The sequence below is a fragment of the Ferrovibrio sp. genome (assembly GCF_036381655.1).
GTDB lineage: Bacteria > Pseudomonadota > Alphaproteobacteria > Ferrovibrionales > Ferrovibrionaceae > Ferrovibrio.
In genome coordinates, this window is record NZ_DASVCJ010000047.1 from 48,442 (window position 1) to 69,271 (window position 20,830).

At 64.9% G+C, this 20,830-nt stretch carries 27 protein-coding genes; 18 read left to right on the plus strand and 9 right to left on the minus strand.

Going from position 1 to position 20,830, the window contains the following annotated elements:
- The first annotated feature begins 33 nt into the window (after window positions 1-33).
- Genes pgsA through VF194_RS09605 form a run of 3 tightly spaced genes read left to right on the plus strand, consistent with a single transcriptional unit; the run spans window position 34 to window position 1,345 of the window.
- Window positions 34-627, plus strand: a complete 594-nt coding sequence (gene pgsA, locus VF194_RS09595; RefSeq protein ID WP_330890380.1) for a CDP-diacylglycerol--glycerol-3-phosphate 3-phosphatidyltransferase — start codon at window positions 34-36, stop codon at window positions 625-627.
- Complete coding sequence (gene moaD / locus VF194_RS09600; protein WP_330890382.1) at window positions 624-878, plus strand: molybdopterin converting factor subunit 1; 255 nt, start codon at window positions 624-626, stop codon at window positions 876-878. The genes pgsA and moaD overlap by 4 nt, the downstream gene beginning before the upstream one ends.
- Window positions 879-880: 2 nt before the next feature.
- On the plus strand, window positions 881-1,345 hold the full coding sequence (locus VF194_RS09605) for a molybdenum cofactor biosynthesis protein MoaE (RefSeq protein WP_330890384.1): 465 nt from the start codon (window positions 881-883) through the stop codon (window positions 1,343-1,345).
- Between the two features lie 61 nt (window positions 1,346-1,406).
- Here the strand turns inward: VF194_RS09605 and VF194_RS09610 are convergent, their stop codons facing one another.
- A complete protein-coding gene (locus VF194_RS09610; RefSeq protein ID WP_330890386.1) occupies window positions 1,407-2,291 on the minus strand; it encodes a branched-chain amino acid aminotransferase in 885 nt (294 codons plus the stop codon).
- Window positions 2,292-2,470: 179 nt separating this feature from the next.
- Here VF194_RS09610 and VF194_RS09615 point away from each other — a divergent pair, with 179 nt between their 5' ends.
- The 3 genes from VF194_RS09615 to VF194_RS09625 are packed head-to-tail and all read left to right on the plus strand — an operon-like array spanning window position 2,471 to window position 4,981.
- Window positions 2,471-2,965: a MarR family winged helix-turn-helix transcriptional regulator gene (locus VF194_RS09615; protein WP_330890388.1), complete on the plus strand. Its 495-nt coding sequence runs from the start codon at window positions 2,471-2,473 to the stop codon at window positions 2,963-2,965.
- A gap of 9 nt (window positions 2,966-2,974) precedes the next feature.
- On the plus strand, window positions 2,975-3,664 hold the full coding sequence (locus VF194_RS09620; RefSeq protein ID WP_330890390.1) for a response regulator: 690 nt from the start codon (window positions 2,975-2,977) through the stop codon (window positions 3,662-3,664).
- Window positions 3,665-4,981: an ATP-binding protein gene (locus VF194_RS09625; RefSeq protein WP_330890392.1), complete on the plus strand. Its 1,317-nt coding sequence runs from the start codon at window positions 3,665-3,667 to the stop codon at window positions 4,979-4,981.
- Window positions 4,982-5,011: 30 nt separating this feature from the next.
- Here the strand turns inward: VF194_RS09625 and VF194_RS09630 are convergent, their stop codons facing one another.
- The 7 genes from VF194_RS09630 to VF194_RS09660 form a co-directional block, all read right to left on the minus strand.
- Window positions 5,012-5,428 carry a DUF2914 domain-containing protein gene (locus tag VF194_RS09630; RefSeq protein ID WP_330890393.1) on the minus strand — a complete coding sequence of 139 codons (417 nt, stop codon included), beginning with the start codon at window positions 5,426-5,428 and terminating at the stop codon, window positions 5,012-5,014.
- 42 nt (window positions 5,429-5,470) lie between these two features.
- Window positions 5,471-5,809, minus strand: coding sequence for a tRNA-binding protein (locus VF194_RS09635; RefSeq protein WP_330890395.1), 339 nt, complete (start codon window positions 5,807-5,809; stop codon window positions 5,471-5,473).
- A gap of 153 nt (window positions 5,810-5,962) precedes the next feature.
- Window positions 5,963-6,397, minus strand: a complete 435-nt coding sequence (locus VF194_RS09640) for a TIGR01841 family phasin (protein ID WP_330890397.1) — start codon at window positions 6,395-6,397, stop codon at window positions 5,963-5,965.
- Between the two features lie 120 nt (window positions 6,398-6,517).
- Window positions 6,518-7,186, minus strand: a complete 669-nt coding sequence (locus tag VF194_RS09645; RefSeq protein WP_330890399.1) for a TetR family transcriptional regulator — start codon at window positions 7,184-7,186, stop codon at window positions 6,518-6,520.
- A gap of 111 nt (window positions 7,187-7,297) precedes the next feature.
- Window positions 7,298-8,101: a pyrroline-5-carboxylate reductase gene (proC, locus tag VF194_RS09650; protein ID WP_330890401.1), complete on the minus strand. Its 804-nt coding sequence runs from the start codon at window positions 8,099-8,101 to the stop codon at window positions 7,298-7,300.
- A 75-nt stretch (window positions 8,102-8,176) separates the two neighbouring features.
- The gene (locus VF194_RS09655) at window positions 8,177-8,680 is read right to left on the minus strand and encodes a YbjN domain-containing protein (RefSeq protein ID WP_330890403.1); all 504 of its coding nucleotides are present in this window, start codon (window positions 8,678-8,680) and stop codon (window positions 8,177-8,179) included.
- Window positions 8,681-8,929: 249 nt separating this feature from the next.
- On the minus strand, window positions 8,930-9,196 hold the full coding sequence (locus tag VF194_RS09660; protein ID WP_330890405.1) for an accessory factor UbiK family protein: 267 nt from the start codon (window positions 9,194-9,196) through the stop codon (window positions 8,930-8,932).
- Window positions 9,197-9,363: 167 nt separating this feature from the next.
- Here VF194_RS09660 and lysS point away from each other — a divergent pair, with 167 nt between their 5' ends.
- The 12 genes from lysS (at window position 9,364) to VF194_RS09720 (ending at window position 19,979) form a co-directional block, all read left to right on the plus strand.
- A complete protein-coding gene (gene lysS, locus VF194_RS09665; protein WP_330890407.1) occupies window positions 9,364-10,914 on the plus strand; it encodes a lysine--tRNA ligase in 1,551 nt (516 codons plus the stop codon).
- A 2-nt stretch (window positions 10,915-10,916) separates the two neighbouring features.
- Entirely contained in the window at window positions 10,917-11,741 is an 825-nt protein-coding gene (lgt, locus tag VF194_RS09670) for a prolipoprotein diacylglyceryl transferase (RefSeq protein WP_330890409.1), read from the plus strand.
- 13 nt (window positions 11,742-11,754) lie between these two features.
- The gene (locus tag VF194_RS09675) at window positions 11,755-12,852 is read left to right on the plus strand and encodes a class I SAM-dependent methyltransferase (protein ID WP_330890411.1); all 1,098 of its coding nucleotides are present in this window, start codon (window positions 11,755-11,757) and stop codon (window positions 12,850-12,852) included.
- Window positions 12,849-13,631 carry a peptidoglycan editing factor PgeF gene (gene pgeF, locus VF194_RS09680; RefSeq protein WP_330890413.1) on the plus strand — a complete coding sequence of 261 codons (783 nt, stop codon included), beginning with the start codon at window positions 12,849-12,851 and terminating at the stop codon, window positions 13,629-13,631. The genes VF194_RS09675 and pgeF overlap by 4 nt, the downstream gene beginning before the upstream one ends.
- A gap of 9 nt (window positions 13,632-13,640) precedes the next feature.
- Complete coding sequence (locus tag VF194_RS09685) at window positions 13,641-14,519, plus strand: hypothetical protein (RefSeq protein WP_330890414.1); 879 nt, start codon at window positions 13,641-13,643, stop codon at window positions 14,517-14,519.
- A gap of 92 nt (window positions 14,520-14,611) precedes the next feature.
- Window positions 14,612-15,544, plus strand: a complete 933-nt coding sequence (locus VF194_RS09690) for a ribose-phosphate pyrophosphokinase (protein ID WP_330890416.1) — start codon at window positions 14,612-14,614, stop codon at window positions 15,542-15,544.
- Between the two features lie 97 nt (window positions 15,545-15,641).
- Window positions 15,642-16,328: a 50S ribosomal protein L25/general stress protein Ctc gene (locus VF194_RS09695; protein ID WP_330890418.1), complete on the plus strand. Its 687-nt coding sequence runs from the start codon at window positions 15,642-15,644 to the stop codon at window positions 16,326-16,328.
- Window positions 16,329-16,395: 67 nt separating this feature from the next.
- Window positions 16,396-16,986, plus strand: coding sequence for an aminoacyl-tRNA hydrolase (pth, locus tag VF194_RS09700; protein ID WP_330890420.1), 591 nt, complete (start codon window positions 16,396-16,398; stop codon window positions 16,984-16,986).
- Between the two features lie 6 nt (window positions 16,987-16,992).
- On the plus strand, window positions 16,993-18,093 hold the full coding sequence (ychF, locus tag VF194_RS09705; protein WP_330890422.1) for a redox-regulated ATPase YchF: 1,101 nt from the start codon (window positions 16,993-16,995) through the stop codon (window positions 18,091-18,093).
- A gap of 318 nt (window positions 18,094-18,411) precedes the next feature.
- Window positions 18,412-18,837 (plus strand): MaoC family dehydratase, encoded by a 426-nt coding sequence (locus tag VF194_RS09710; protein ID WP_330890424.1) that lies wholly within the window; start codon window positions 18,412-18,414, stop codon window positions 18,835-18,837.
- A gap of 10 nt (window positions 18,838-18,847) precedes the next feature.
- A complete protein-coding gene (locus VF194_RS09715) occupies window positions 18,848-19,306 on the plus strand; it encodes a MaoC family dehydratase (RefSeq protein ID WP_330890426.1) in 459 nt (152 codons plus the stop codon).
- Between the two features lie 7 nt (window positions 19,307-19,313).
- Window positions 19,314-19,979 carry a dienelactone hydrolase family protein gene (locus VF194_RS09720; protein ID WP_330890428.1) on the plus strand — a complete coding sequence of 222 codons (666 nt, stop codon included), beginning with the start codon at window positions 19,314-19,316 and terminating at the stop codon, window positions 19,977-19,979.
- Here the strand turns inward: VF194_RS09720 and VF194_RS09725 are convergent.
- Entirely contained in the window at window positions 19,976-20,830 is an 855-nt protein-coding gene (locus tag VF194_RS09725) for a VOC family protein (protein ID WP_330890430.1), read from the minus strand. The genes VF194_RS09720 and VF194_RS09725 overlap by 4 nt on opposite strands.

Genomic DNA, 20,830 nt, shown 5'->3' on the forward strand with positions numbered 1-20,830 from the left:
CCCCGCCCTCAACCATGCGATAGTTGCTCTGTCATGCTGAACGGCCTGCCCAATATCCTCACCGTCTCGCGCATTCTGGCCATCCCGGCGATCTGCGCGGCTTTCTTCCTGCCGCATGCCTGGAGCGCCTGGGTGCCGCTCGCCCTCTTCGTGGCGGCCGGCATCACCGACTGGTTCGACGGCTATCTGGCCCGCAAATGGGGACAGATGTCGGACCTCGGCCGCTTTCTCGATCCGGTCGCCGACAAGCTGCTGGTCGCGGCGGTGATCCTGATGCTGATCGCCTTCGAGCGCATCGACCGGGTGACCTCGCTGGCCGCGGTGGTCATCATGTGCCGCGAGATCACCGTAACGGGCCTGCGCGAATTCCTCGCCGATCTGCGCGTGAAGGTCCCGGTTTCCCGCCTGGCCAAGTGGAAGACCACGGTGCAGCTCATTGCGCTCGGCATCCTGATCGTGGGCGATTACGGGCCGGCGGCGCTGCCGGTCCGCCTGATCGGCGAGATCGGCATCTGGCTGGCGGCGGTACTGACGCTGTATACCGGCTGGGACTACCTGCAGACCGGGCTGCGGCATATCGCGGCGGAGCCGACGGCATCGCCCGGGAAGGAGACCGGCGCGGAATGATACGCGTGCTCTATTTCGCTTCGCTGCGCGAGCGGGTCGGGGTCGCCGAGGAAACGGTCGCGCCGCCGCCAGAGGTCCGCACCGTCGCCGAGCTGATCCAGTGGCTGCGCGGGCGCAGCGACATTCACGACAGCGCCTTGGCCAATCCCGCCATGGTCCGCATCGCCGTCAATCAGGATTACGCTCAGGCCGACCATCCCGTCCGCGCCGGCGACGAGATCGCGATCTTTCCCCCCGTCACCGGAGGCTAGCCATGCCAGCGGTCGATGCGAAGGTGCGCGTGCAAAAAGAGGATTTCGATACCGCGGCCGAGCTGGAAAAGCTCACCGCCAACAATCCCCGCATCGGCGCGGCGGTCACCTTCACCGGCCTGGTGCGGGATTTCGCCGACAATACCGCCGTCCGGCGGATGACGCTGGAACATTATCCCGGCATGACCGAGAAGCAGCTCGCCGCCATCGTGGCCGAGACCGAGCGCCGCTGGCCGCTGGATGGCTGTCTGGTGATCCACCGTTACGGACCGCTGGAGCCGGGCGAGCGCATCGTGCTGGTCATCGTCACGTCGGCGCATCGGCAGGCGGCCTTCGAGGCCTGCGCCTTCCTGGTCGATTGGCTCAAGACCAAGGCGCCGTTCTGGAAGCTGGAAGAGCATGGCGGCGAACGCCGCTGGGTCGAAGCCAAGGCGAGCGACGACGAGGCCGCGGCGCGCTGGCGCTAGCAAAGCAAATGGCCGCGGCGATGAACCGCGGCCATTGTCGTTATTGCCTTAGCTTCGCCGATCAGGCGGCAGCCTTGCGATGCGTCGCCGCATCGAAGTCGGCCAGAAGCTGCTGGCAGATCCGGCCCGGCTTGAAGGTGTAGGGCCCGATCTCGGAAACCGGCGTGACCTCGGCAGCCGTGCCGGTGAGGAAGCATTCCTCGAAACCGGCCATCTCCTCGGGCATGATCGCCCGCTCGATCACCTCGATGCCGCGAGCCTTGGCCATCGCGATCACCGCCCGGCGCGTGATGCCGTCCAGGAAGCAATCCGGCGTCGGCGTATGCAGCTTGCCGTCCTTGGAGAAGAAAATGTTGGCGCCGGTCGCCTCCGCCACCTGGCCGCGCCAATCCAGCATCAGCGCATCCTGATAGCCGTCCCGCTCCGCCTTATGCTTGGAAAGCGTGCAGATCATGTACAGGCCGGCAGCTTTCGCCCGGGTCGGCGCCGTGTTCGGCGCCGGGCGGCGCCAGTCGCTGATCTGCAGACGCAGCCCCTTCATCTTCGCTTCCGGCGAGAAATAGCTCGGCCATTCCCAGACGGCGATGGCGAGATGGATTTTGTTCTGCTGCGCCGAGACGCCCATCATTTCCGAGCCGCGCCAGGCCACGGGCCGGATGTAGCAGTTCGGCATCTTGTTGGCCGCCACCGTTTCCTTGGTCGCGCGGTCGATCTCTTCCACCGAATAGGGGATGGTGAAGTCGAGCAGCCTGGCCGAATCGTACAGGCGCTGGCTGTGTTCGGTGAGATGGAACACCTCGCCGTCATAGGCCCGCTCGCCCTCGAACACACAGGACGCATAATGCAGGCCATGGGTCAGCACATGCAGCTTGGCTTGACGAAACTCGATCAGCTTGCCGTCGAACCAGATAAAACCGTCGCGGTCGTCGTAGGGGATGAGAGACATGGGCTGCTCCTTTGGCGAAACGGCGCTTGGGTATTATTATTACCCAATGATTTACGCAGAAGTAACAATATGATCAATATATGTCAATACTGCTGACATATTTTTCGCGGCGCCGCCCCGGCCCACGCCGTCAGCGGCTACCTTGCTACCGGCTATCACTTTGCCCCATATAGGACGTCATGAGCGACCTCAAATCATTGGCCAACCCGCTGTTTCTGCGCGAAGACGAGCTGCGGCAGGGTATCGAGCTGCTTTTCTACGCCTACCGCGATTTCACCCGCGGGCCGGACGAGATCCTCGCCCGCTACAATTTCGGCCGTGCCCATCACCGGGCCCTGCATTTTATCGGCGGCAATCCGGGCATCACCGTGGCGGACCTGCTGGGCATCCTGCGCATCACCAAACAGAGCCTGTCGCGCGTGCTGTCCGCCCTGATCGAAGGCGGCTTCGTCCGCCAGCAGCAGGGCACCCGCGATCGCCGCCAACGGCAGTTGTTCCTCACCGAGCAGGGCAAGAACCTGGAACGCCAGATCAGCACCATCCAGCAGGCCAAAGTGGCTCAGGCCTATCGCGAGGCCGGTGCCGAGGCCGTCGCCGGCTATCGCAAGGTCCTTGCCGGACTGATCGACGAACCCGATCGCGCCGCCATCCTGCGGGCGATCCAGCGGCGCTGACGGATCGGCATGGACCCCAACGCGCCCCATATCCTGGTCATCGACGACGACGAACGCATCCGCACGCTGCTGTCGCGCTTTCTTGCCGGGCAGGGTTTTCGCGTCACCAGCGCCGAGCATGCCGAAGATGCCGCGGCCAAGATCGCGGCGATCAGCTTCGACCTGCTGGTCGTCGACGTCATGATGCCGGGCCAGAACGGTTTCGAATTCGTCAGCGAATTGCGCCGGCGCGGCAATCAGGTGCCGGTGATCCTGCTGACGGCGCGCGGCGACGCGGAAGACCGCATCAAGGGCTTCGAGACCGGCGCCGACGACTATCTGCCGAAGCCGTTCGAACCGCGCGAACTGACGCTGCGCGTGCAAGCCATCCTCAAACGCGCCGAGCGCGCGCCGCCCGCGGCCAATAGCGAACCCGCCCGTTTCGGCGAGTTCGTGTTCGACATCCAGCGCGGCGAGTTGAAGCGCGGCAACGACATCGTTCCTCTGACCACGGGCGAGGCGCAATTGCTGCGGATTCTGGCCCGCTCGCCCGGAACCACCGTCTCGCGGGCGGCCCTCGCAGAACCGGGTTCCGGGGGAGAAAGCCGGGCCGTCGACGTCCAGATCACGCGCCTGCGCCGCAAGATCGAGGCCGATCCGCGCAATCCGCGCTATTTGCAGACGGTCTGGGGCGAGGGCTACGTCCTCTGGGCCGAATAGATGGCAACGATCATCAAGCGCTTCCTGCCACGCAGCCTGTTCGGCCGCTGGCTGATGCTGTTGGTGGCGCCGATCGTCATCCTGCAGGCGCTGCTGACCTACATCTTCTACGAACGCCACTGGGACATCGTCACCCGGCGGCTGACCCTGGGCGTGGCGGGCGAGATTGCCGTGCTGATCGATACGCGCCGGGAGAATACCGATCCGACCGTATTGTCGGCGCTCATCGAGCGGATGCAGCGCTCGCTGGAAATGCATGTCACCTTCCAGCCGGGCGGCAAGCTGCCGAGCGACCTGCCGCCGCCGCGCCGCTTCTCGATCCTCGACCGCATGCTGATCCAGGCGCTCGGCGAGCGGCTGAACGATCCCTATATGATCGACACCCAGCGCAGCTCGCATTGGGTAACCATCTACGCACAGCTTCCCGACGCGCTGATGACCGTCGTCGTTCCGGAGAGCCGCGTCTTTTCGAGCAGCACCTATGTCTTCATGATCTGGATGGCCTCGGCCTCGGTGCTGCTGCTCGGCATCGCCGTGCTGTTTCTGCGCAATCAGATCAAGCCGATCCGGCGGCTGGCCGAAGCGGCGGACGCTTTCGGCAAGGGCCGCGAGATCACCGATTTCCGCCCCGCCGGCGCCGAGGAAATCCGGGCAGCGGCACGCGCCTTCCTGGCCATGCGGGACCGCCTGCGCCGCCATATCCGTGAACGCACCGACATGCTTGCCGGGGTGAGCCATGATTTGCGCACGCCGCTGACCCGCATGAAGCTGCAACTGTCGCTGATGCCCGCCGGGACGGAAATCGAGGAGCTGAAGAGCGATATCAGCGAAATGGAAAAGATGGTGGAGGCCTATCTTTCCTTCGCCCGCGGCCATAGCGAACAGCCCGCCCAGCCGACCGACCTCGGCGGCCTGATCGCCGAACTGGCCGAAGATGTCCGGCGGCGAGGCCGCGAGCTGAAGGTCGAGCTTGATGAGCCGATCACGCTGCCGCTGCGGCGGCTGAGCTTCAAACGCGCGCTGTCCAATCTGGTGGAGAACGCTCTGCGCTATGGCCGCAATGTGCGCCTGACGACCGCGCGCCATGGCAGCCGGATCGAAATACGCGTCGAGGATGACGGCCCGGGCGTGCCCGAAAAAGAGCGCCACAAGGTGTTTCGGCCGTTTTACCGCCTCGACCAGTCGCGCCATGGCAGCGGCAATGTCGGGCTCGGCCTGACCATCGCCCGCGATGCCGTCCTCGCCCATGGCGGCGAAATCTTGCTGGGCCAGTCGGAAATGGGCGGCCTGCAGGTGACGATCCGCCTCCCGGTCTGAAGCAGCTGGAGGCCGGCGGCCGTCTACGGCTTATTCCGCGTCCGGCTTGTCCATCGAAAAGCGCTGCTCGGCCTGCAATCGGCCTTCGCCATCCTTGAGCTGAACCGTCCAATCGCCGGGGAAAATACGGGACTGCGACCAGATACGCCAATTCGGACTGACGTCTACCCGCGCCTTCGACTTGCCCACTTCGCGGTCGTTGTACAGCCAATGGAACCAGAAGGTCTCGCCCGCGCCGACCTGCGTGCAATTCAGGCGCGCAAAGGCATAGGCGCGCTCAGTGCCGGGCCGATACGCCTTCTCGACCACCCCTTGGGGTTCGAGATTGACGACATTGTTGGTCATGATGAATTGCCGGACGACGCAGTCATGCTCTTGCGCTGCGGCTGGCAGCATGGGGGCAAGCACCAGAGCTGCCAGGATGATTATTATTCTTTTCTGCATCATGGGACGTTCCTGGGGAATTCTCGAACGATCCGCATGACCGCGTCAATACATTCGGCCGCCATTCGGCACCGGCTGATCGGGGCCGAGCAGCACGACTTCCCCCGCCGCATCCGGCAGGCCGAGGACCAGGACCTCGGACAGGAATGAGGCGATCTGGCGCGGCGGAAAATTGACCACCGCCACGACCTGGCGCCCCACCAGCGCCTCGGTCTGGTAGTGGCGCGTGATCTGGGCCGATGATTTCTTCACGCCGATCTCGCTGCCGAAATCGACCCAGAGTTTTATTGCCGGCTTGCGCGCTTCGGGAAACGGCTCGGCCTTAACGACGGTGCCGACCCGGATATCGACCTGATGGAATGTCTCGAGGCTGATTGCGGCCACGCTGCCCCCCAGTGCCACGCTTCCATAAATGAACGGGCGGGAGTCTTACCCGCCCGCTCTCGGTCTGGCAAATGGGGCACGGACGGCTTGAGGCGCCTTACTTGGCCAGCCTTACTTGGCCAGCCTCATTTGGCCAGCCTCATTTGGCCAGCCTCATTTGGCCTGGGCGAAGCTCCGCTTGAGCTCTTCGAGGTTTTCGCTCAGCCGCCGGTTGATCGTCTCGAAAGCCTCGGTATTGGTCTTCGAGGCGATCTCCGTCAGCTCGCGGATATTGGCGAGCGCCTTCTCGATCGACTGCTGCAGCAATTCGGATTGCTTGCCGAGGCCACCCTGGGCCGCGCCAGCCGTCGCGTTCTGCTGCGCGATCCGGGCGATCTCCTGCATTGTTTCCTGGAAGATCTCGGCCTGGCGCTTGACCAGAGCCTGATAGCCTTCCAGGGCCCGCTTGTTGGCGGCCGCGACGGCGTCGAGATTCTTCTGCTGGGCCGCCGCCAAGGCGGAGGGATCGAAGCCCGGCATCTGGAGGTTGCCGAACAGCTTGGTGAAGTCGAAAGCGGCGAAGGGATTCTCAGTGGTGGTCTTGCTCATGGTTGGCTCCGGGGTGCGAGGATCTAGGGGCTAGCTTACCGGTAACCGCTGCAAGGTCAAGCATTTTATTGTGCAATGCACAATAAAATTAAACATTACAATTCAAATGCTTATTCATTTTTAGACTACATTTCTTCGCAATCGCGAGAGGAAACCTCCTGCGTTGAGGCAATTCATCGCCTGCCGCAGCCGTTTATCCAGATGGGCCATCGTGGTTTCCATGTCGGCGCTCTCGTCCCGCAGCCAGACCCGCAGCGTGTCCAGATAGATGGCGCCGAGGACCTTGCGGCGGAGAATGCCGGCAAGCCCCGGGCTATCGAGCTCCGCCGCCGCCAGGGTCCAGTCGATCCCCCGGCGCAATCCGCCATACAGGAAACACATCAACGCCGCCGGATCGGCCGGCAATTCCCGCATCAGCACCCGCACCGCCGCCTTATGCGGCGCCAGGGCATCAAGCCGGGCCATGATGGCCTCGAACAAGCGGTCCTTGACGGCGGCAGCCTCGGCCTCGGCCGGCATCGGACCGAGCGCTTCGAGCATCGCCGCATCGATCCGCTTGGCATAGGCGATCAGCAGATCGGTCTTCGAGGCATACCGGCCATAGAGATCGCTCAGCGACAGGCCGCAGGCCGTCGCGATCCGCCCCAGGCTGACCGCCCGCCAGCCTTCGGCCGCGACCAGCAGCAGCATGGCCTCGACGGGGTCGCTGCTGCGGCGCATGCGTTCGCCGGAAGCCGCTCCGCCAGGGGTCTTCTGCGTCTTTGCCTTCCGCTTTGCCGCCTTCGCCATGCCGCTCTCCCCGGAACCAATTTCTGGACCTGCCCGACGCGGGCTGCGCCAGGTCCAATTCTGATAATGTGGGCGCGCCGGCACCAGCGGCAAGAGCGCGCAAGAGCGCCCTTATCCGGCCAGCTCCCTGGACCGCCGCGCGGCGGCGGCGACCGCACGCTCCATCAGCGGGCCCAGGCCATCGGGCGCCATCAGCACATCGAGCGCCGCCTGCGTGGTGCCGTTCGGGCTGGTGACGTTCTTGCGCAGCTGCGCCGGACTTTCGGCGCTCTGGCGCATCAATTCGCCCGCACCCGTCACGGTGGCGCGCGCCAGGCGCGCCGCCAGCGCGGCATCGAGCCCGGCTTTCTCGCCCGCAGCCGCAAGGCATTCGGTCAGCCAGAAGACATAGGCCGGCCCCGAGCCGGAAACGGCTGTCACCGCGTCGATCAGCGCCTCATCCTCGACCCAGCCGACTTCGCCGACCGCTTCCAGCAACGCGGTGCAGGTCGCGCGCTGCCCGGCCTTCACCTCGGCATTCGCGCAGGCCACCGTGATGCCGGCGCCGACAGCCGCCGGCGTATTCGGCATGCTGCGCACGATGGCGGCCTTGCCGCCGAGCAGGCGGTCGAGCGCCGCGATGGTCTTTCCGGCCGCGATGGAAAGGATGCAGGCGCCCTGGGCCGCGTATGGCGCGTAGGCGGGCGCGACCTGGTCCATCACCTGCGGCTTGACCGCCAGCATGACGATTCCGGGCCGGATGGTCGCGGGAATTGCCGATGGCTCGGCAAATTGCCGAATGCCGGCGGGCAGGTCGGAGACGGGCGCGGGTTCGACGACGACGATGTCGGCGGCCGCGATGCCGCGGCGCAGCCAGCCGGTCAGCAGGGCCTTACCCATCTTGCCGCAGCCGACCAATACAATTCCCTGATTCATCCCGACCTCCTGCTGCCGATACGGTGCCGGAGGTTACCCGGATGCGGGGAACGGGTTAAGCGCCAGCGGCCTGGATTACGCCTCCCCGGCGCATTCGAACATGGCCGCCGCCACGGCGTCCTCGGGCGAGCGTCCGCCCCAGATCAGGAACTGGAAGGCCGGATAGAAGCGCTCGCATTCCGACAGTCCGATTTCCATCAGGTCCTCGATCTGCTCGCTGGTGGCACCAGGGCCGCCGCGCAGCAGCAAAGCCTGCCGGAACACCAGCATGCCTTCCTCGACCCAGTGATCGAAATGCCCGATCAGCGCCTTCTCGTTCACATAGGCCAGCAGCGAATGAAGGTCCTTGCGCCGGTTGGCCGGAATCTTCATGTCGAAGGCGCAGGTGAAGCTCAGCGCGCCAAGCTCCTCGCGCCAGGAGAACCACATCTGATGCTCGCAGTAACGACCGGTCACGCCGACCGTCAGTTCGTCCTGACCCTGACGGTCGAAAGGCCACTCGTGATCGCCAACGATCTGTTCAACCAGATCGAGTGGATTGAGGCGGCTGGAGGTTTCAGTCTCGACTAGAGTCCGCATGCGCTAGCGCTCCCCTCTGCGGCGGGCCGTTTCTCGGCGGGTCGTCCGGAATGGCTCTTCATGGCTGGGAATTTCGCCCCAAGAAGGGGCGAGACGGCCATGGCCGAGAAAGCCCCCTTCCCCTCGGCTGACCATAGATGTTGGTGTCGCGAAACAAGACGCACCATAGATCTAGAGTATTCGCGGCACTGACATGGTGCAAGGGCGGATTTACGAAAAATTCATGAAATCGTCTGTTCTGGCTTCAATTTAGCTGCCGTTGCCCAATCCGCTATTTTGCTTGGATTCGAGCGCCGCCAGCCGCTCGGCCAGGCGGATATTCTCCTCGCGCGCCGCCTGGGCCATGGCTTTCACGGCCTCGAATTCTTCCCGCGTTACCAGGTCCATATCGGCCAAAGCGCGCTCGCGACGCTGGCGAATCGCCTGCTCCACCTCGCCCTTGACCCCCTGCAGGGTGCCCAGAGCGCCCGTGGCGATACGGCTGAGATCGTCCAGAAGGCGATTATCGGTCTGCATGGCGCGACTCCATCTTCGGATGCCTTCCCGATATGGCCACCTGCGGCGCCGGCCGCAAGCATTCCAATTCCTTATCCACAGGTATTCGGGCCGGGTGGACCGGTTGGAATGCGGCTATCCCGGTGCTAGGTTCCCCGCCCAACCTTTTAGATTTGCGGCCGAATATCGTGACCGACCAAAATCCCTCAGCCCATCCGACCCCCGAGGCCTCATCCGGCGAGCGCGCCAATCGCGAGGCGAAGCTGGAGCAGCTTCGTCAGCTTGGCCTTGATCCGTACACGGCGCCGAAATTCAACAAGACTCACAAGAACGCCGCGGTGCACGACGCCTATGCCCATCTGCAGCCCGATGAGCGGACCGGCGATACGGTGGCCGTCGCCGGCCGCATCATGGCGATGCGCAACAGCGGCATGTTCATCGACCTGGTCGACGACACGGTGAAGCTGCAGATTTATACCGCCAAGGAGGAGTTGCAGGGCCGCCTTGCGCCGGTAATGAAGGCGCTGGATCTCGGCGACGTCATCGGCGTGCGCGGCACCGTCCGGCGCACCAAGCGGGGCGAGATCACGGTCGACGCCAGCGAAATCGTCGTGCTGGCCAAGGCGCTCGAGCCGCCGCCGGAGAAGTGGCACGGTCTGAAGAATGTCGAACAGCGCTACCGCCATCGCGAATACGACCTGATCAGCAACGAGGAAAGCCGGCAGACGCTGCGCACCCGCTTCCGCGTGATCCAGGCGATGCGGCAATTCCTCGCCGGCGAGGATTTCCTCGAAGTCGAGACGCCGATGCTGCACACCATCCCCGGTGGCGCCATCGCGCGGCCGTTCGTCACGCACCACAACACGCTCGACATACCGCTGTTCATGCGCATTGCGCCGGAGCTGCATCTCAAGCGGCTGGTGATCGGCGGCCTCAGCGAGAAGCTGTTCGAGATCAACCGCTGCTTCCGCAACGAAGGCATCTCGCCGCGACACAATCCGGAATTCACCACGCTGGAGCTGTATCAGGCCTACGCCGATTACAACGACATGATGTCGATTGCCGAGCGGCTGATCGCCCATGCCGCAATCACCGCGACCGGCAGTACCAAGGTGAAATTCGGCGAGCACGAGATCGATTTCACGCCGCCCTTCCGGCGCGCCTCCATGCTCGACCTGATCAAGGAACATGGCAGGATCGAGCTTGCCGGCCTCGATGACGCAGCCGCGCGCAGCATCGCCAAGCAGGCCGGCGTTCCGGTCGACGACAAGGCGAGCTGGGGCAAGGTGGTGGAAGCCAGCTTCGAGCATTTCGTCGAACCCAACCTGATCCAGCCGACCCATGTGGTGGCCTTGCCGAAGGCGATCTCGCCGCTGGCCAAGGCCAATCACGAGAATCCGGAGATCGCCGAGCGCTTCGAGACTTTCTGCAATACCTGGGAAATCGCCAACGCCTTCTCCGAGCTGGCCGACCCGCAGGAGCAGCGCGCCCGCTTCGAGGATCAGCAAAGCCAGCGCGATGCCGGCGACGAGGAAGCCCATCGCATCGACGAGGATTTCCTCAAGGCGCAATCGGCGGGCATGATGCCGATGGGCGGCCTGGGGATAGGCATCGACCGCCTGGCGATGCTGCTGACCAATTCGCCGACGATCCGCGAAGTCATCGCCTTCCCGACATTGCGGCCCCGCACCGGCGCGTCCGGCACAGCCGACACATCCGGCGAACCCGGCGAAGCGTGACGATGTTCGCAACGCTTCCCGCCATCGCCTTCCCGGTGATCGACCCGGTCGCCTTCGCGATCGGGCCCTTCACCGTGCGCTGGTATGCCCTGGCCTATATCGTCGGCCTGATCGCCGGCTGGCAGATGGCAATGCGGATTGCCAAGAAGCCCACCGATCCGGACCTGACGCAAACGGTCACGCCGCAGCAGATCGACGGTTTTCTCGTCTGGGCGACAGTGGGCGTGGTCGTCGGCGGCCGGCTCGGCTATGTGCTGTTCTATAACCTCGAGATGTATCTGCGGAATCCGATCGAGATATTCGAGGTCTGGCACGGCGGCATGTCCTTCCATGGCGGCATGCTCGGCGTCATCATCGCGATGTTCGTCTATTGCCGCGCGATCCAGACGCCGTTCCTCGCCTTCACCGATATCATCGCCTGCGTCACGCCGATTGGACTGTTCTTCGGCCGCATCGCGAATTTCGTCAACGACGAATTGTGGGGCCGCGTCGCGCCGGACCTGCCCTGGGCGATGGTCTTCCCGACCGGCGGGCCGGAGCCGCGGCATCCCAGCCAGCTTTATCAGGCCGGTATGGAAGGCATTCTGCTCTTCCTGCTGCTGAACCTGGTGCGCTGGAACAGCGGCGCCCTGCAGAAGCACGGTCTTCTGTCGGGCCTGTTCCTGGTTGGCTACGGCGTCGCCCGCATCGTCGGCGAATTGTTCCGCCAGCCGGACGCCCAGATCGGTTTCCTGGCCGGCGGCATGACGATGGGGCAGTTGCTGTCGCTGCCGATGGTACTGTTCGGCCTCGGCCTGATGTGGTGGGCAAGCCGACGCACATCGTAATCGGAGGATCGCCTTGGGCGTAGAAGCTCCGCTTCGCGACATCCTGCGCCGCCGCATCATGGCGGAAGGCCCGATCACCGTGGCGGCCTTCATGGCCGATTGCCTGCTGCATCCCGAACACGGCTATTACCGCAGCCAGGAAGCGATCGGGCTGGGCGGCGATTTCATCACCGCGCCGGAGATCAGCCAGATGTTCGGCGAGCTGCTTGGCCTCTGGGCGGCGGATTACTGGCAGCGCATGGGCGGGCCCGGCCGCTGCTATCTGGTCGAACTCGGCCCGGGCCGCGGCGCCCTGATGCGCGACGCGCTCCGCGCCGCCCGCGCCCTGCCCCCGTTCCGCGCGGCGATCACGCCTGTGCTGGTGGAGGCGTCGCAGCGCATGCGCGAAGCGCAGCAGAAAACATTGGCCGGCGAGGCGGCGATCTGGCTGGAAGACATCAGCGCCATCCCGAAGGATGCGCCGATCATCCTGCTGGCCAACGAATTCCTGGATGCCCTGCCGGTGCGCCAGTTCCAGCGCGGCGATGACGGCGCCTGGCATGAACGCTGTGTCGGCCTGGCCGAAAACGGCACCGATCTGCAATTCCAGCTCGATCCGCGGCCGCTGCCATTCGACGCGCTGCTGCCGCCGGAATTGCAGGACGCTCCGCCGGGCGCCATCGTCGAGTCGAGTCCGGCCATGCGCGCGACGGCGGGCGACATCGCCGCTCGCCTGCGGCTGCAGGGCGGCGCCGCCCTGTTCATCGATTACGGCTATGACCGCCCCGGCATCGGCGAGACGCTGCAGGCGGTTTACCGGCACGCCTATACCGACCCCCTGGCCGAGCCGGGTTTGGCGGACCTCACCGCGCATGTCGACTTCGCCGCTTTCGCCGTCGCCGCAAGGCATGGCGGCGTGGTGGTCTATGGCCCGGTCGGTCAGGGCCAATTCCTGCAGTCGCTCGGTATCGAAGCGCGCGCCATTCGGCTGAAGCAGAGCGGCAGCAAGGCGCAAGGCATCGAAATCGACGCAGCCCTGCATCGGTTGACGGCCCCGGAGGAGATGGGCACCCTGTTCAAGGTCCTGGCTCTGACGCCGCCCGAATCCGTGGCACCGGCAGGTTTTGCATGATCAGTTCCGCCTCCGTCGATCTGGCACCCATTACGGCTGCGTCCCTGGCGGATGTCCGCCACGGTTTCTTCATGCGGCGCGGCGGCGTCTCGTCCGGCATTTATGCGTCGCTGAATTGCGGGCCGGGTTCTTCCGACGATTCGGATGCCGTACGCGAAAATCGCCGCAGGGTCGCCGCCGCACTGGACGCGAGCGAAGGCCTTGTCTCGCTGTACCAGGTGCATGGCCGCGACGTGGTGATCGTCGACGACGGCTTCGATCTTGCGCAGCGCCCCAAGGCCGACGGCATGGTCACGCGGCGGCACAATGTCGCGCTGGGCATTCTCACCGCCGACTGCGCGCCGGTACTGTTCGCCGACGCCGAAGCGGACTTGATCGGCGCCTGCCATGCCGGATGGCGCGGCGCGCTCGCCGGCGTCACCGATGCGACCATCGAAGCCATGGAGCGGCTGGGCGGCCGGCGCAGCCGCATCCGCGCGGTCATCGGCCCGGCGATCGCGCAGCGCTCCTACGAAGTCAGCGCGCCGTTCCGGGATACGTTCATCGCCGCCGCTGCCGACAATGCCGCTTTCTTTGCCGAAGGGCGCCGCGCCGGACATTGGCAGTTCGACCTGCCCGGCTATCTCATGCACCGGCTGCGGCAGGCCGGGGTCGCAGCGGAGAATCTCGATCTGGATACCCGCTCCGATCCGGAGCGCTTCTTCAGCTACCGCCGCACAACATTGGCCGGCGAGCCGGATTACGGCCGCCAGATTTCAGCAATCGCCTTGCCGGGATGATGGTGAGCCGTGTCGTACCGTAACATTCTGAGCCTTCTCCTGATCGGTGCCGCCCTTGCGGCCTGCCAACCGCTTCCGCAACCGTTCCAGCCTGAAGTCAAAGGCCGCGCCGTCAACCCGCTGATGCGCCCGATCGGCGAGACCAGCCTGTTCGTTGCGCCGGTCGCCGGACTGCCTGCCGAGCAGGGCGCGCGGCTGGCGCAGAGCCTGGCGGATGCCCTGGCGGAGCAGGAAGTGCCGGCCAGCAATGACGCCCGCAGCGTCCTGTCCTCCACCCTGACGGTCTCGCTGGCGCCGCAGGGGAGCCAGACTGTCTGGCGCTGGAGCAAACAATCGCCCGACAAAAGCGTGCAGTCCGGCGGCGATCGGCCGCTCGGCATCGCCATCGACCGCCTCGATGCCGGCGATGAAGGCGCCATCAAACAGGCCGCCGCCGCCATGGCGGCGGCAATCGCGGCGAAATTGAACGAAGACACCGCCGGCGTTCTGGCCCAAGCCAAGCAACCCAGGCTTTCCGTGCTGGAATGCGATGGCGCCCCTGGCGACGGCAACCGCAGCTTGCGCCAGGCCCTGCGCGAAATCCTGATTCTGACCGGCCAGCCGCCGGTGGCCGACCCGGCCCAGGCCGATTACCTCATCGCCTGCCATGTGAAGGTCTGGGCCGACGGCCCGAATTCCGAACGGGTGGCGATCGAATGGGCGCTGATGACCAACGACGGCCGCCGTCTGGGCGAGGTAAAGCAGGGCAACCGCATCCCCCGCGGGCAGCTTGCCCAGGCCTGGGGGAATACCGCCCATATCATCGCCGAAGGCGGCTGGCAGGGCCTGAGCAAGATTCTGGAGACGCAGCAGCGCCCGACCCTGCCGCCGAAGCCGGCAAGATCCTGAAAATCTTGTCCTTTTGCCGGTTTACAGGGGGCTGATCGGCGGTTATAGTCCGCGCGGTTTTCTCCCGGGTCCGGCATCCATCGAGCTCTGTCATGAAAGTTTTGGCGGGTAATTCCAATCGTCCGCTGGCGGAAGCCATTGCGGCATATCTTTCCGTTCCTCTCGCCAAGGCGAGCGTGCGCCGGTTCTCCGACATGGAGGTCTTTGTCGAGATCCATGAAAACGTCCGCGGCGAGGACGTCTTCGTGATCCAGTCGACTTCCTATCCCGCCAATGACCACCTGATGGAACTTCTGGTCTGCATCGATGCGCTCAAGCGGGCATCGGCGCGGCGCATCACGGCGGTGCTTCCCTATTTCGGCTATGCCCGTCAGGACCGCAAGCCGGGTCCGCGTACGCCGATTTCGGCCAAGCTGGTCGCCAACCTGATTACCGCGGCCGGCGCCAACCGCGTGCTGACGCTCGATCTGCACGCCGATCAGATTCAGGGCTTTTTCGACATCCCTACCGACAACCTGATGGCCGCTCCGGTGCTGACCGCCGACATCAAGCAGCATTTGCAGGGCAACGACCTGATGGTGGTCTCCCCCGATGTCGGCGGCGTGGTGCGCGCCCGCAACATCGCCAAGCGCCTGGACGTCGATCTCGCCATCGTCGACAAGCGGCGCGAGCGCGCCGGCGTGTCCGAGGTGATGAACATCATCGGCGACGTCGAGGGCCGCCGCTGCCTGCTGGTCGACGACATCGTCGATTCCGCCGGTACGCTCTGCAACGCCGCCGAGGCGTTGAAGAAGCACGGGGCCAAGGCGGTCTATGCCTATGTCAGCCATGGCGTGCTGTCGGGCGGCGCGGTGGCCCGCGTCACCGCCAGCCAGCTCGAAGGCCTGGTCATCACCGACTCGATCCTGGCGACCGAGGCGGTCCGCCTGGCGCGCAACGTCCGCCAGGTGTCGATCGCGCCGCTGATCGGCGAGGCCATGCGGCGCATCAGCGAGGAGACTTCGGTCTCCAGCCTGTTCGACTGAACGACTTTCCGAGTTTCGGCGTACGGCACCCCTGGAGGCCGGCGCCGGAAACGGTTCGGCAATGGTGCCGCACCGTCCGTCAACCAAGGAGCGTGTTATGCGTGAAGTAACCACCATCGCCGCCGAGGCGAGGTCGAGGGCCGGCAAGGGGACCGCCCGTGCGACGCGACTGAAGGGTCGCGTACCGGGGGTCATCTATGGCGAGAAGCTCGCCCCGGAACTGATTTCCATCGACGGCCGCGACCTGCTGAAGGAGCTGAGCAAGGGCAGCTTCTTCTCGCGCCTGTTCACCGTAGAGTTCGCGGGCAAGACCGAACGCGTTCTGGCGCGCGACGTACAGCTCGACCCGGTATCAGACCGGCCGATCCATGTCGACTTCCAGCGCGTCGGCAAGGGCTCGCGGGTCCGTATCTTCATCCCGGTGCATTTCCTCGATCAGGATCAGTCGCCGGGCCTGAAGAAAGGCGGCGTGCTCAACATCGTCCGTCACGAAGTCGAATTCTTCTGCCAGCCCGATTCCATCCCCGAGGCGATCTCGATCAGCCTCGCCGGCATGGAGATCGGCCATTCGATCCACATCTCCGCATTCCAGTTGCCGGAAGGCATCCGGCCGGTGATTCAGGATCGCGACTTCACGGTTGCGACCATTGCCGCGCCGATCAAGGAAGAAGAAGCGGCTCCGGCGGCCGCAGCCGCTGCTGCCGCCGCTCCGGCAGCCGGCGCTGCCGCTGCGGCACCTGCCAAGGCGGCGGAAGCCAAACCCGCTGCCGGCGGCAAGAAGTAAGGCGTATCGGGACGGCGCATCGATGGTGGGCCGTCCCTCCCCTTTTCTGCAGGCGAGTTGAACCAGCATGCTGCTTCTCGTCGGACTGGGCAATCCCGGCAACGAGCATAGGCGGCAGCGTCACAATGTCGGTTTCCTCGCTGTCGATGCCATCGCCGAACGGCACAAGTTTCAGCCTTTCCGCCGGCGCTTTCAGGGCGAAATCGCCGAAGGCCTGCTGGATGGCGTCAAGACGCTGATCCTGAAGCCGATGACCTATATGAATCTGTCCGGCAAATCGGTCGGAGAGGCGGCGCGCTTCTACAAGATTCCGCCGCAGCAGGTGGTCGTCGTGCATGACGAGCTGGATCTGGCACCCGGCAAGATCCGGATGAAAACCGGCGGCGGTCATGCCGGACATAACGGCCTGCGCTCGGTGGATGCCGCGATCGGCCCCAATTACCGCCGCCTGCGCGTCGGCATCGGCCATCCTGGCAAGGATTATGTCCTGAGCTATGTGCTGCAGAACTTCACCAGCGACGAGCATGCCTGGCTCGATCCCCTGCTCGACGCCATCGCCGATCACGCCGGCTATCTGGCGCGCGGCGACGATCCGGGCTTCATGAACAAGGTGGCGCTGCAGTTGCAGCCGCCCAAAGCGAAAAAACCGAAGGACTAGCGTATCATGGGTTTCAAGTGTGGCATCGTCGGCCTTCCGAACGTGGGCAAGTCGACCCTGTTCAATGCATTGACGCAGACGGCGGCGGCGCAGGCGGCGAATTATCCCTTCTGCACCATCGAGCCGAATACCGGCCTGGTCGGCGTGCCGGACGAGCGTCTGGATGTGCTGGCGCAGATCGCCGGCTCGGCCAAGATCATCCCGACGCAGCTCACCTTCGTCGATATCGCCGGTCTGGTGCGGGGCGCTTCGAAGGGCGAAGGCCTCGGCAACCAGTTTCTCGCCCATATCCGCGAGGTGGATGCGATCTGCCATGTGCTGCGCTGCTTCGAGAATGGCGACATCACCCATGTCGAAGGCAGGGTCGATCCGATCGCCGATGCCGAGACGGTCGAGACGGAACTGATGCTGTCCGATCTGGAAAGCCTGGAGCGCCGCGCCGAACAGACCGCCAAGCGCGCCAAGCAGGGCAATGAGGAAGAGAAGGCGCGCCTCGCCGTCATGGAGAAGGTGCTCGCGGCATTGCGCGAGGGCAAGCCGGCCCGCACCGTGAAGCCCACGGCAGACGAGCAGCGTTTGTATAAGGAACTCATGCTGATCACCGCCAAGCCGGTGCTTTATGTCTGCAATGTCGAGGAAGCCGCGGCGGCGGACGGCAATGCCTTCTCGGCGCGGGTGAAGGCCAAGGCCGAAGTGGAGGGTGCGGCGATGGTGGTGATCTCGGCCGCCATTGAAGCCGAGGTCGCCCAGCTCGACAGCGAAGACGAGAAGCAGGCCTTCCTGGCCGATCTCGGCCTGACGGAAACCGGCCTTGCCCGCGTGATCCGCGCCGGCTACCGCCTGCTCGATCTCTTGACCTTCTTCACCGTCGGGCCGAAGGAGGCCCGCGCCTGGACCGTGCGCAAGGGCGCCAAGGCGCCGGAAGCGGCCGGTGTCATCCATACCGATTTCGAAAAAGGCTTCATCCGCGCCGAAACCATCGCCTACCAGGATTACGTGGCCTGCAAAGGCGAGGCCGGCGCGCGCGACGCCGGCAAGCTGCGCCTGGAGGGAAAGGATTACGTCGTCCAGGACGGCGATGTCTTCCACTTCCGCTTCAACACCTGAGCGAACCGGCTCAGCTATCGAAATCCGTGCTGCGCGCCAGCGCCTCCCATTTCGCGAGATCCTTTAGCAAAGCCTCGCCATGCGCGCGGACGGCATCCACCGCCTTACCTAGCGGAATCGGACGAAGAAGGCATGATCGGCATTTACAGATGCCCGCAACATTGCTTCTCTACCTGAGGCGGCGGCTGACTGAACATCGACACCGGAGGGAAATGATCGAAGACGATGACGGCATCGCAACTTGACCCACAATCGACACAGGCCGCTGGCCAAAAAGCTGATCTTAAATATCTGGAGGATTTTACCGTCGGAGAGGTGATGGAATTTCCCCCGCGGAAGGTCAGCGAGGACGAAATCATCGCATTCGCGCGGGAGTATGATCCGCAGCCTTTCCACCTCGACAAGGAAGCCGCCAAACGCTCGCTGTTCGGCGGCCTCTGCGCCTCGGGCTGGCATACCGCCGGCATCATGATGCGCCTTTTGGTCGACAACATGATCGGCTCGGCGGCCAGCATGGGATCGCCGGGCGTCGATCAGCTCCGCTGGGTCAAGCCGGTCCGCCCCGACGACACCCTGTTCCTGAAGGGAGAAATCATTGCCGTGAAGCCGTCGCAGTCGAAGCCGGATCGCGGCGTAATCACAACGCGCTACGAGATGCGCAACCAGAATGGCGAGATCGTCCTGACCATGCAGGCCAAGGGGATGTATCGCCGCCGCAGCGCCGGCGGAACGGCGCCAGCCTAGGAAGCCTCCGATGCAGTATTATGAAGACGTCGTCATCGGCGCGACGCGGGAAACCGGTCGCTATACCTTCAGCGAAGATGCGATCATCCGCTTCGCCAGCCAGTTCGATCCGCAGCCGTTCCATATCGACCCCGAGGCGGCCAAGCACAGCAATTTCGGCGGCCTGATCGCCTCGGGCTGGCATACCGCCGCAACCGTGATGCGGCTGATCGTCGATTCGGCCATCGATCTCGAAGCCAGCCTCGGCTCGCCCGGCTTCGACGATCTGGCCTGGATCAAGCCGGTGCGTCCGGACGACACGATCCGGGCGCGGCTGTGCTGCACCGAAAAGACCCCTTCGAAAAGCCGGCCCGGCATCGGCTCCGGCCGCTTCCTGGTCGAGGTCTTCAATCAACGGGACGAGCTGGTGATGAAATTCACCAGCATCGGCCTGATGCGCTTTCGCGATCCGCAACTTCAGCAGGGATGAAACCGCCATGGGTACGATGACCAATCTGACGGCGGCGGACGGCCACCGTTTCGAGGCCTATATCGCCGAACCGAAGACGGCTGCCAAAGGCGGCCTGGTGGTGATCCAGGAGATTTTCGGCGTCAACAACCACATGAAATCGGTCTGCGACGGATTTGCCGCCGACGGCTACTACTGCGTGGCGCCAGCCCTGTTCGACCGCATTCAGCGCGGCGTCGATCTGGGCTACAGCCCCGAGGATATCGCCAAGGGCCGCGAATTGCGCGGCAAGATGAACTGGACCGACTGCATGCGGGATGTGACGACTGCCGTGGCCGCCGCCGGCGCCGCCGGCCGCGTCGGCATCACCGGCTACTGCTATGGCGGCGGCGTGACCTGGCTGGCGGCGGCGATCGTGCCCGGCCTGAGCGCCTCGGTCGGCTATTACGGCGGCCCCTGGGCCGAATTGATCGACAATGCGCCGCAATGCCCCGCGCTTCTGCATTTCGGCGCCAAGGATGCCATGATCCCGGTCACGCTCGCCCAAACCATGAAGGCGAAGCATCCGACCATCACCACGCATATTTACGACGCCGATCACGGCTTCAACTGCGATCAGCGCCCGGTCTATGACGGCTATGCCGCCGCGCTGGCCCGACGCCGCACGCTGGCCTTCTTCGACGCCATTCTCTAAAGGCGGGCGGAAAACTCCAGGAAGCAGCCATGCGCCGCCGAGGCGGGCACCAGCACGGTGCCGTCCAGGCTGCGCGCATGCTCCACGCCCACCGCCTCGAAATAGGCCGCGGCGGCATCCGGATTGTGCACGCCGAAACGCAGCCCGGCGATGTAGGGCGTCGAGCGCGGCGGATGATCGAGATCGGGGAACAGCGTCGCCAGATCGTCCTCGGTGACGAACAGAATCGTCTCCGCGCCGGTCCGCGCCGCAATCATGCGGTCGGTGCGCACCGCAGAACCCGCGCCAAGCAGCCGCTCGTAGGGCATCTCCAGGGAGGGCGGATCCTCCGCCACGACGACAACGCCGGCCAGGTTCTCGGCGCCGTTCGGATGGATCAGCCATTCCGGACGCCGCAACAGCCCGGGCGTCAGGTGCTGGCACAAGAACATCGAGGTCTGCGGCGTGGCTTCGGCCGGCAGATGCACCAGGCTGAAGGCCGGCATGACCGTGCCTTCGGGCAATTCCAGCGCCCGCTTCAGGTCCTGCACTTCGGAGGCGGCGATGCCCTCGGCCACCAGGGAAGCCCGTGCTGCGGCCGCATCGTCGATGCCAAGCACCAGCTTATGCACCCCCTCGCCGCGCCGCTGGACGGTTTCTTCCAGACCGGCCGTGAATCCGCCCGGCTCGGCAATCCCCAGCAGTTCGAGGTAATTGCCGCCGAACATGATGCAGTAATTGCCGGTCGCCCAGCCGATATGGCGGCCGCGCGGCGTCAGCGTGAAGCCGAGCTTGCGGTAGGTTGCGCGCGCCGCTTCCAGATCGGCAGCGGCCAATACGGCGTGATCGAGACCAGTGATATGATGCGCCAC

Excerpts from the sequence above, each read along its gene's own strand:
- pgsA (WP_330890380.1), top strand. The coding sequence starts at position 34 with ATGCTGAACGGCCTGCCCAATATCCTCACCGTCTCGCGCATTCTGGCC.
- moaD (WP_330890382.1), top strand. The coding sequence starts at position 624 with ATGATACGCGTGCTCTATTTCGCTTCGCTGCGCGAGCGGGTCGGGGTC.
- VF194_RS09605 (WP_330890384.1), top strand. The coding sequence starts at position 881 with ATGCCAGCGGTCGATGCGAAGGTGCGCGTGCAAAAAGAGGATTTCGAT.
- VF194_RS09610 (WP_330890386.1), bottom strand. The coding sequence starts at position 2,291 with ATGTCTCTCATCCCCTACGACGACCGCGACGGTTTTATCTGGTTCGAC.
- VF194_RS09615 (WP_330890388.1), top strand. The coding sequence starts at position 2,471 with ATGAGCGACCTCAAATCATTGGCCAACCCGCTGTTTCTGCGCGAAGAC.
- VF194_RS09620 (WP_330890390.1), top strand. The coding sequence starts at position 2,975 with ATGGACCCCAACGCGCCCCATATCCTGGTCATCGACGACGACGAACGC.
- VF194_RS09625 (WP_330890392.1), top strand. The coding sequence starts at position 3,665 with ATGGCAACGATCATCAAGCGCTTCCTGCCACGCAGCCTGTTCGGCCGC.
- VF194_RS09630 (WP_330890393.1), bottom strand. The coding sequence starts at position 5,428 with ATGATGCAGAAAAGAATAATAATCATCCTGGCAGCTCTGGTGCTTGCC.
- VF194_RS09640 (WP_330890397.1), bottom strand. The coding sequence starts at position 6,397 with ATGAGCAAGACCACCACTGAGAATCCCTTCGCCGCTTTCGACTTCACC.
- VF194_RS09645 (WP_330890399.1), bottom strand. The coding sequence starts at position 7,186 with ATGGCGAAGGCGGCAAAGCGGAAGGCAAAGACGCAGAAGACCCCTGGC.
- proC (WP_330890401.1), bottom strand. The coding sequence starts at position 8,101 with ATGAATCAGGGAATTGTATTGGTCGGCTGCGGCAAGATGGGTAAGGCC.
- VF194_RS09655 (WP_330890403.1), bottom strand. The coding sequence starts at position 8,680 with ATGCGGACTCTAGTCGAGACTGAAACCTCCAGCCGCCTCAATCCACTC.
- VF194_RS09660 (WP_330890405.1), bottom strand. The coding sequence starts at position 9,196 with ATGCAGACCGATAATCGCCTTCTGGACGATCTCAGCCGTATCGCCACG.
- lgt (WP_330890409.1), top strand. The coding sequence starts at position 10,917 with ATGTTCGCAACGCTTCCCGCCATCGCCTTCCCGGTGATCGACCCGGTC.
- pgeF (WP_330890413.1), top strand. The coding sequence starts at position 12,849 with ATGATCAGTTCCGCCTCCGTCGATCTGGCACCCATTACGGCTGCGTCC.
- VF194_RS09690 (WP_330890416.1), top strand. The coding sequence starts at position 14,612 with ATGAAAGTTTTGGCGGGTAATTCCAATCGTCCGCTGGCGGAAGCCATT.
- VF194_RS09695 (WP_330890418.1), top strand. The coding sequence starts at position 15,642 with ATGCGTGAAGTAACCACCATCGCCGCCGAGGCGAGGTCGAGGGCCGGC.
- pth (WP_330890420.1), top strand. The coding sequence starts at position 16,396 with ATGCTGCTTCTCGTCGGACTGGGCAATCCCGGCAACGAGCATAGGCGG.
- ychF (WP_330890422.1), top strand. The coding sequence starts at position 16,993 with ATGGGTTTCAAGTGTGGCATCGTCGGCCTTCCGAACGTGGGCAAGTCG.
- VF194_RS09710 (WP_330890424.1), top strand. The coding sequence starts at position 18,412 with ATGGAATTTCCCCCGCGGAAGGTCAGCGAGGACGAAATCATCGCATTC.
- VF194_RS09715 (WP_330890426.1), top strand. The coding sequence starts at position 18,848 with ATGCAGTATTATGAAGACGTCGTCATCGGCGCGACGCGGGAAACCGGT.
- VF194_RS09720 (WP_330890428.1), top strand. The coding sequence starts at position 19,314 with ATGGGTACGATGACCAATCTGACGGCGGCGGACGGCCACCGTTTCGAG.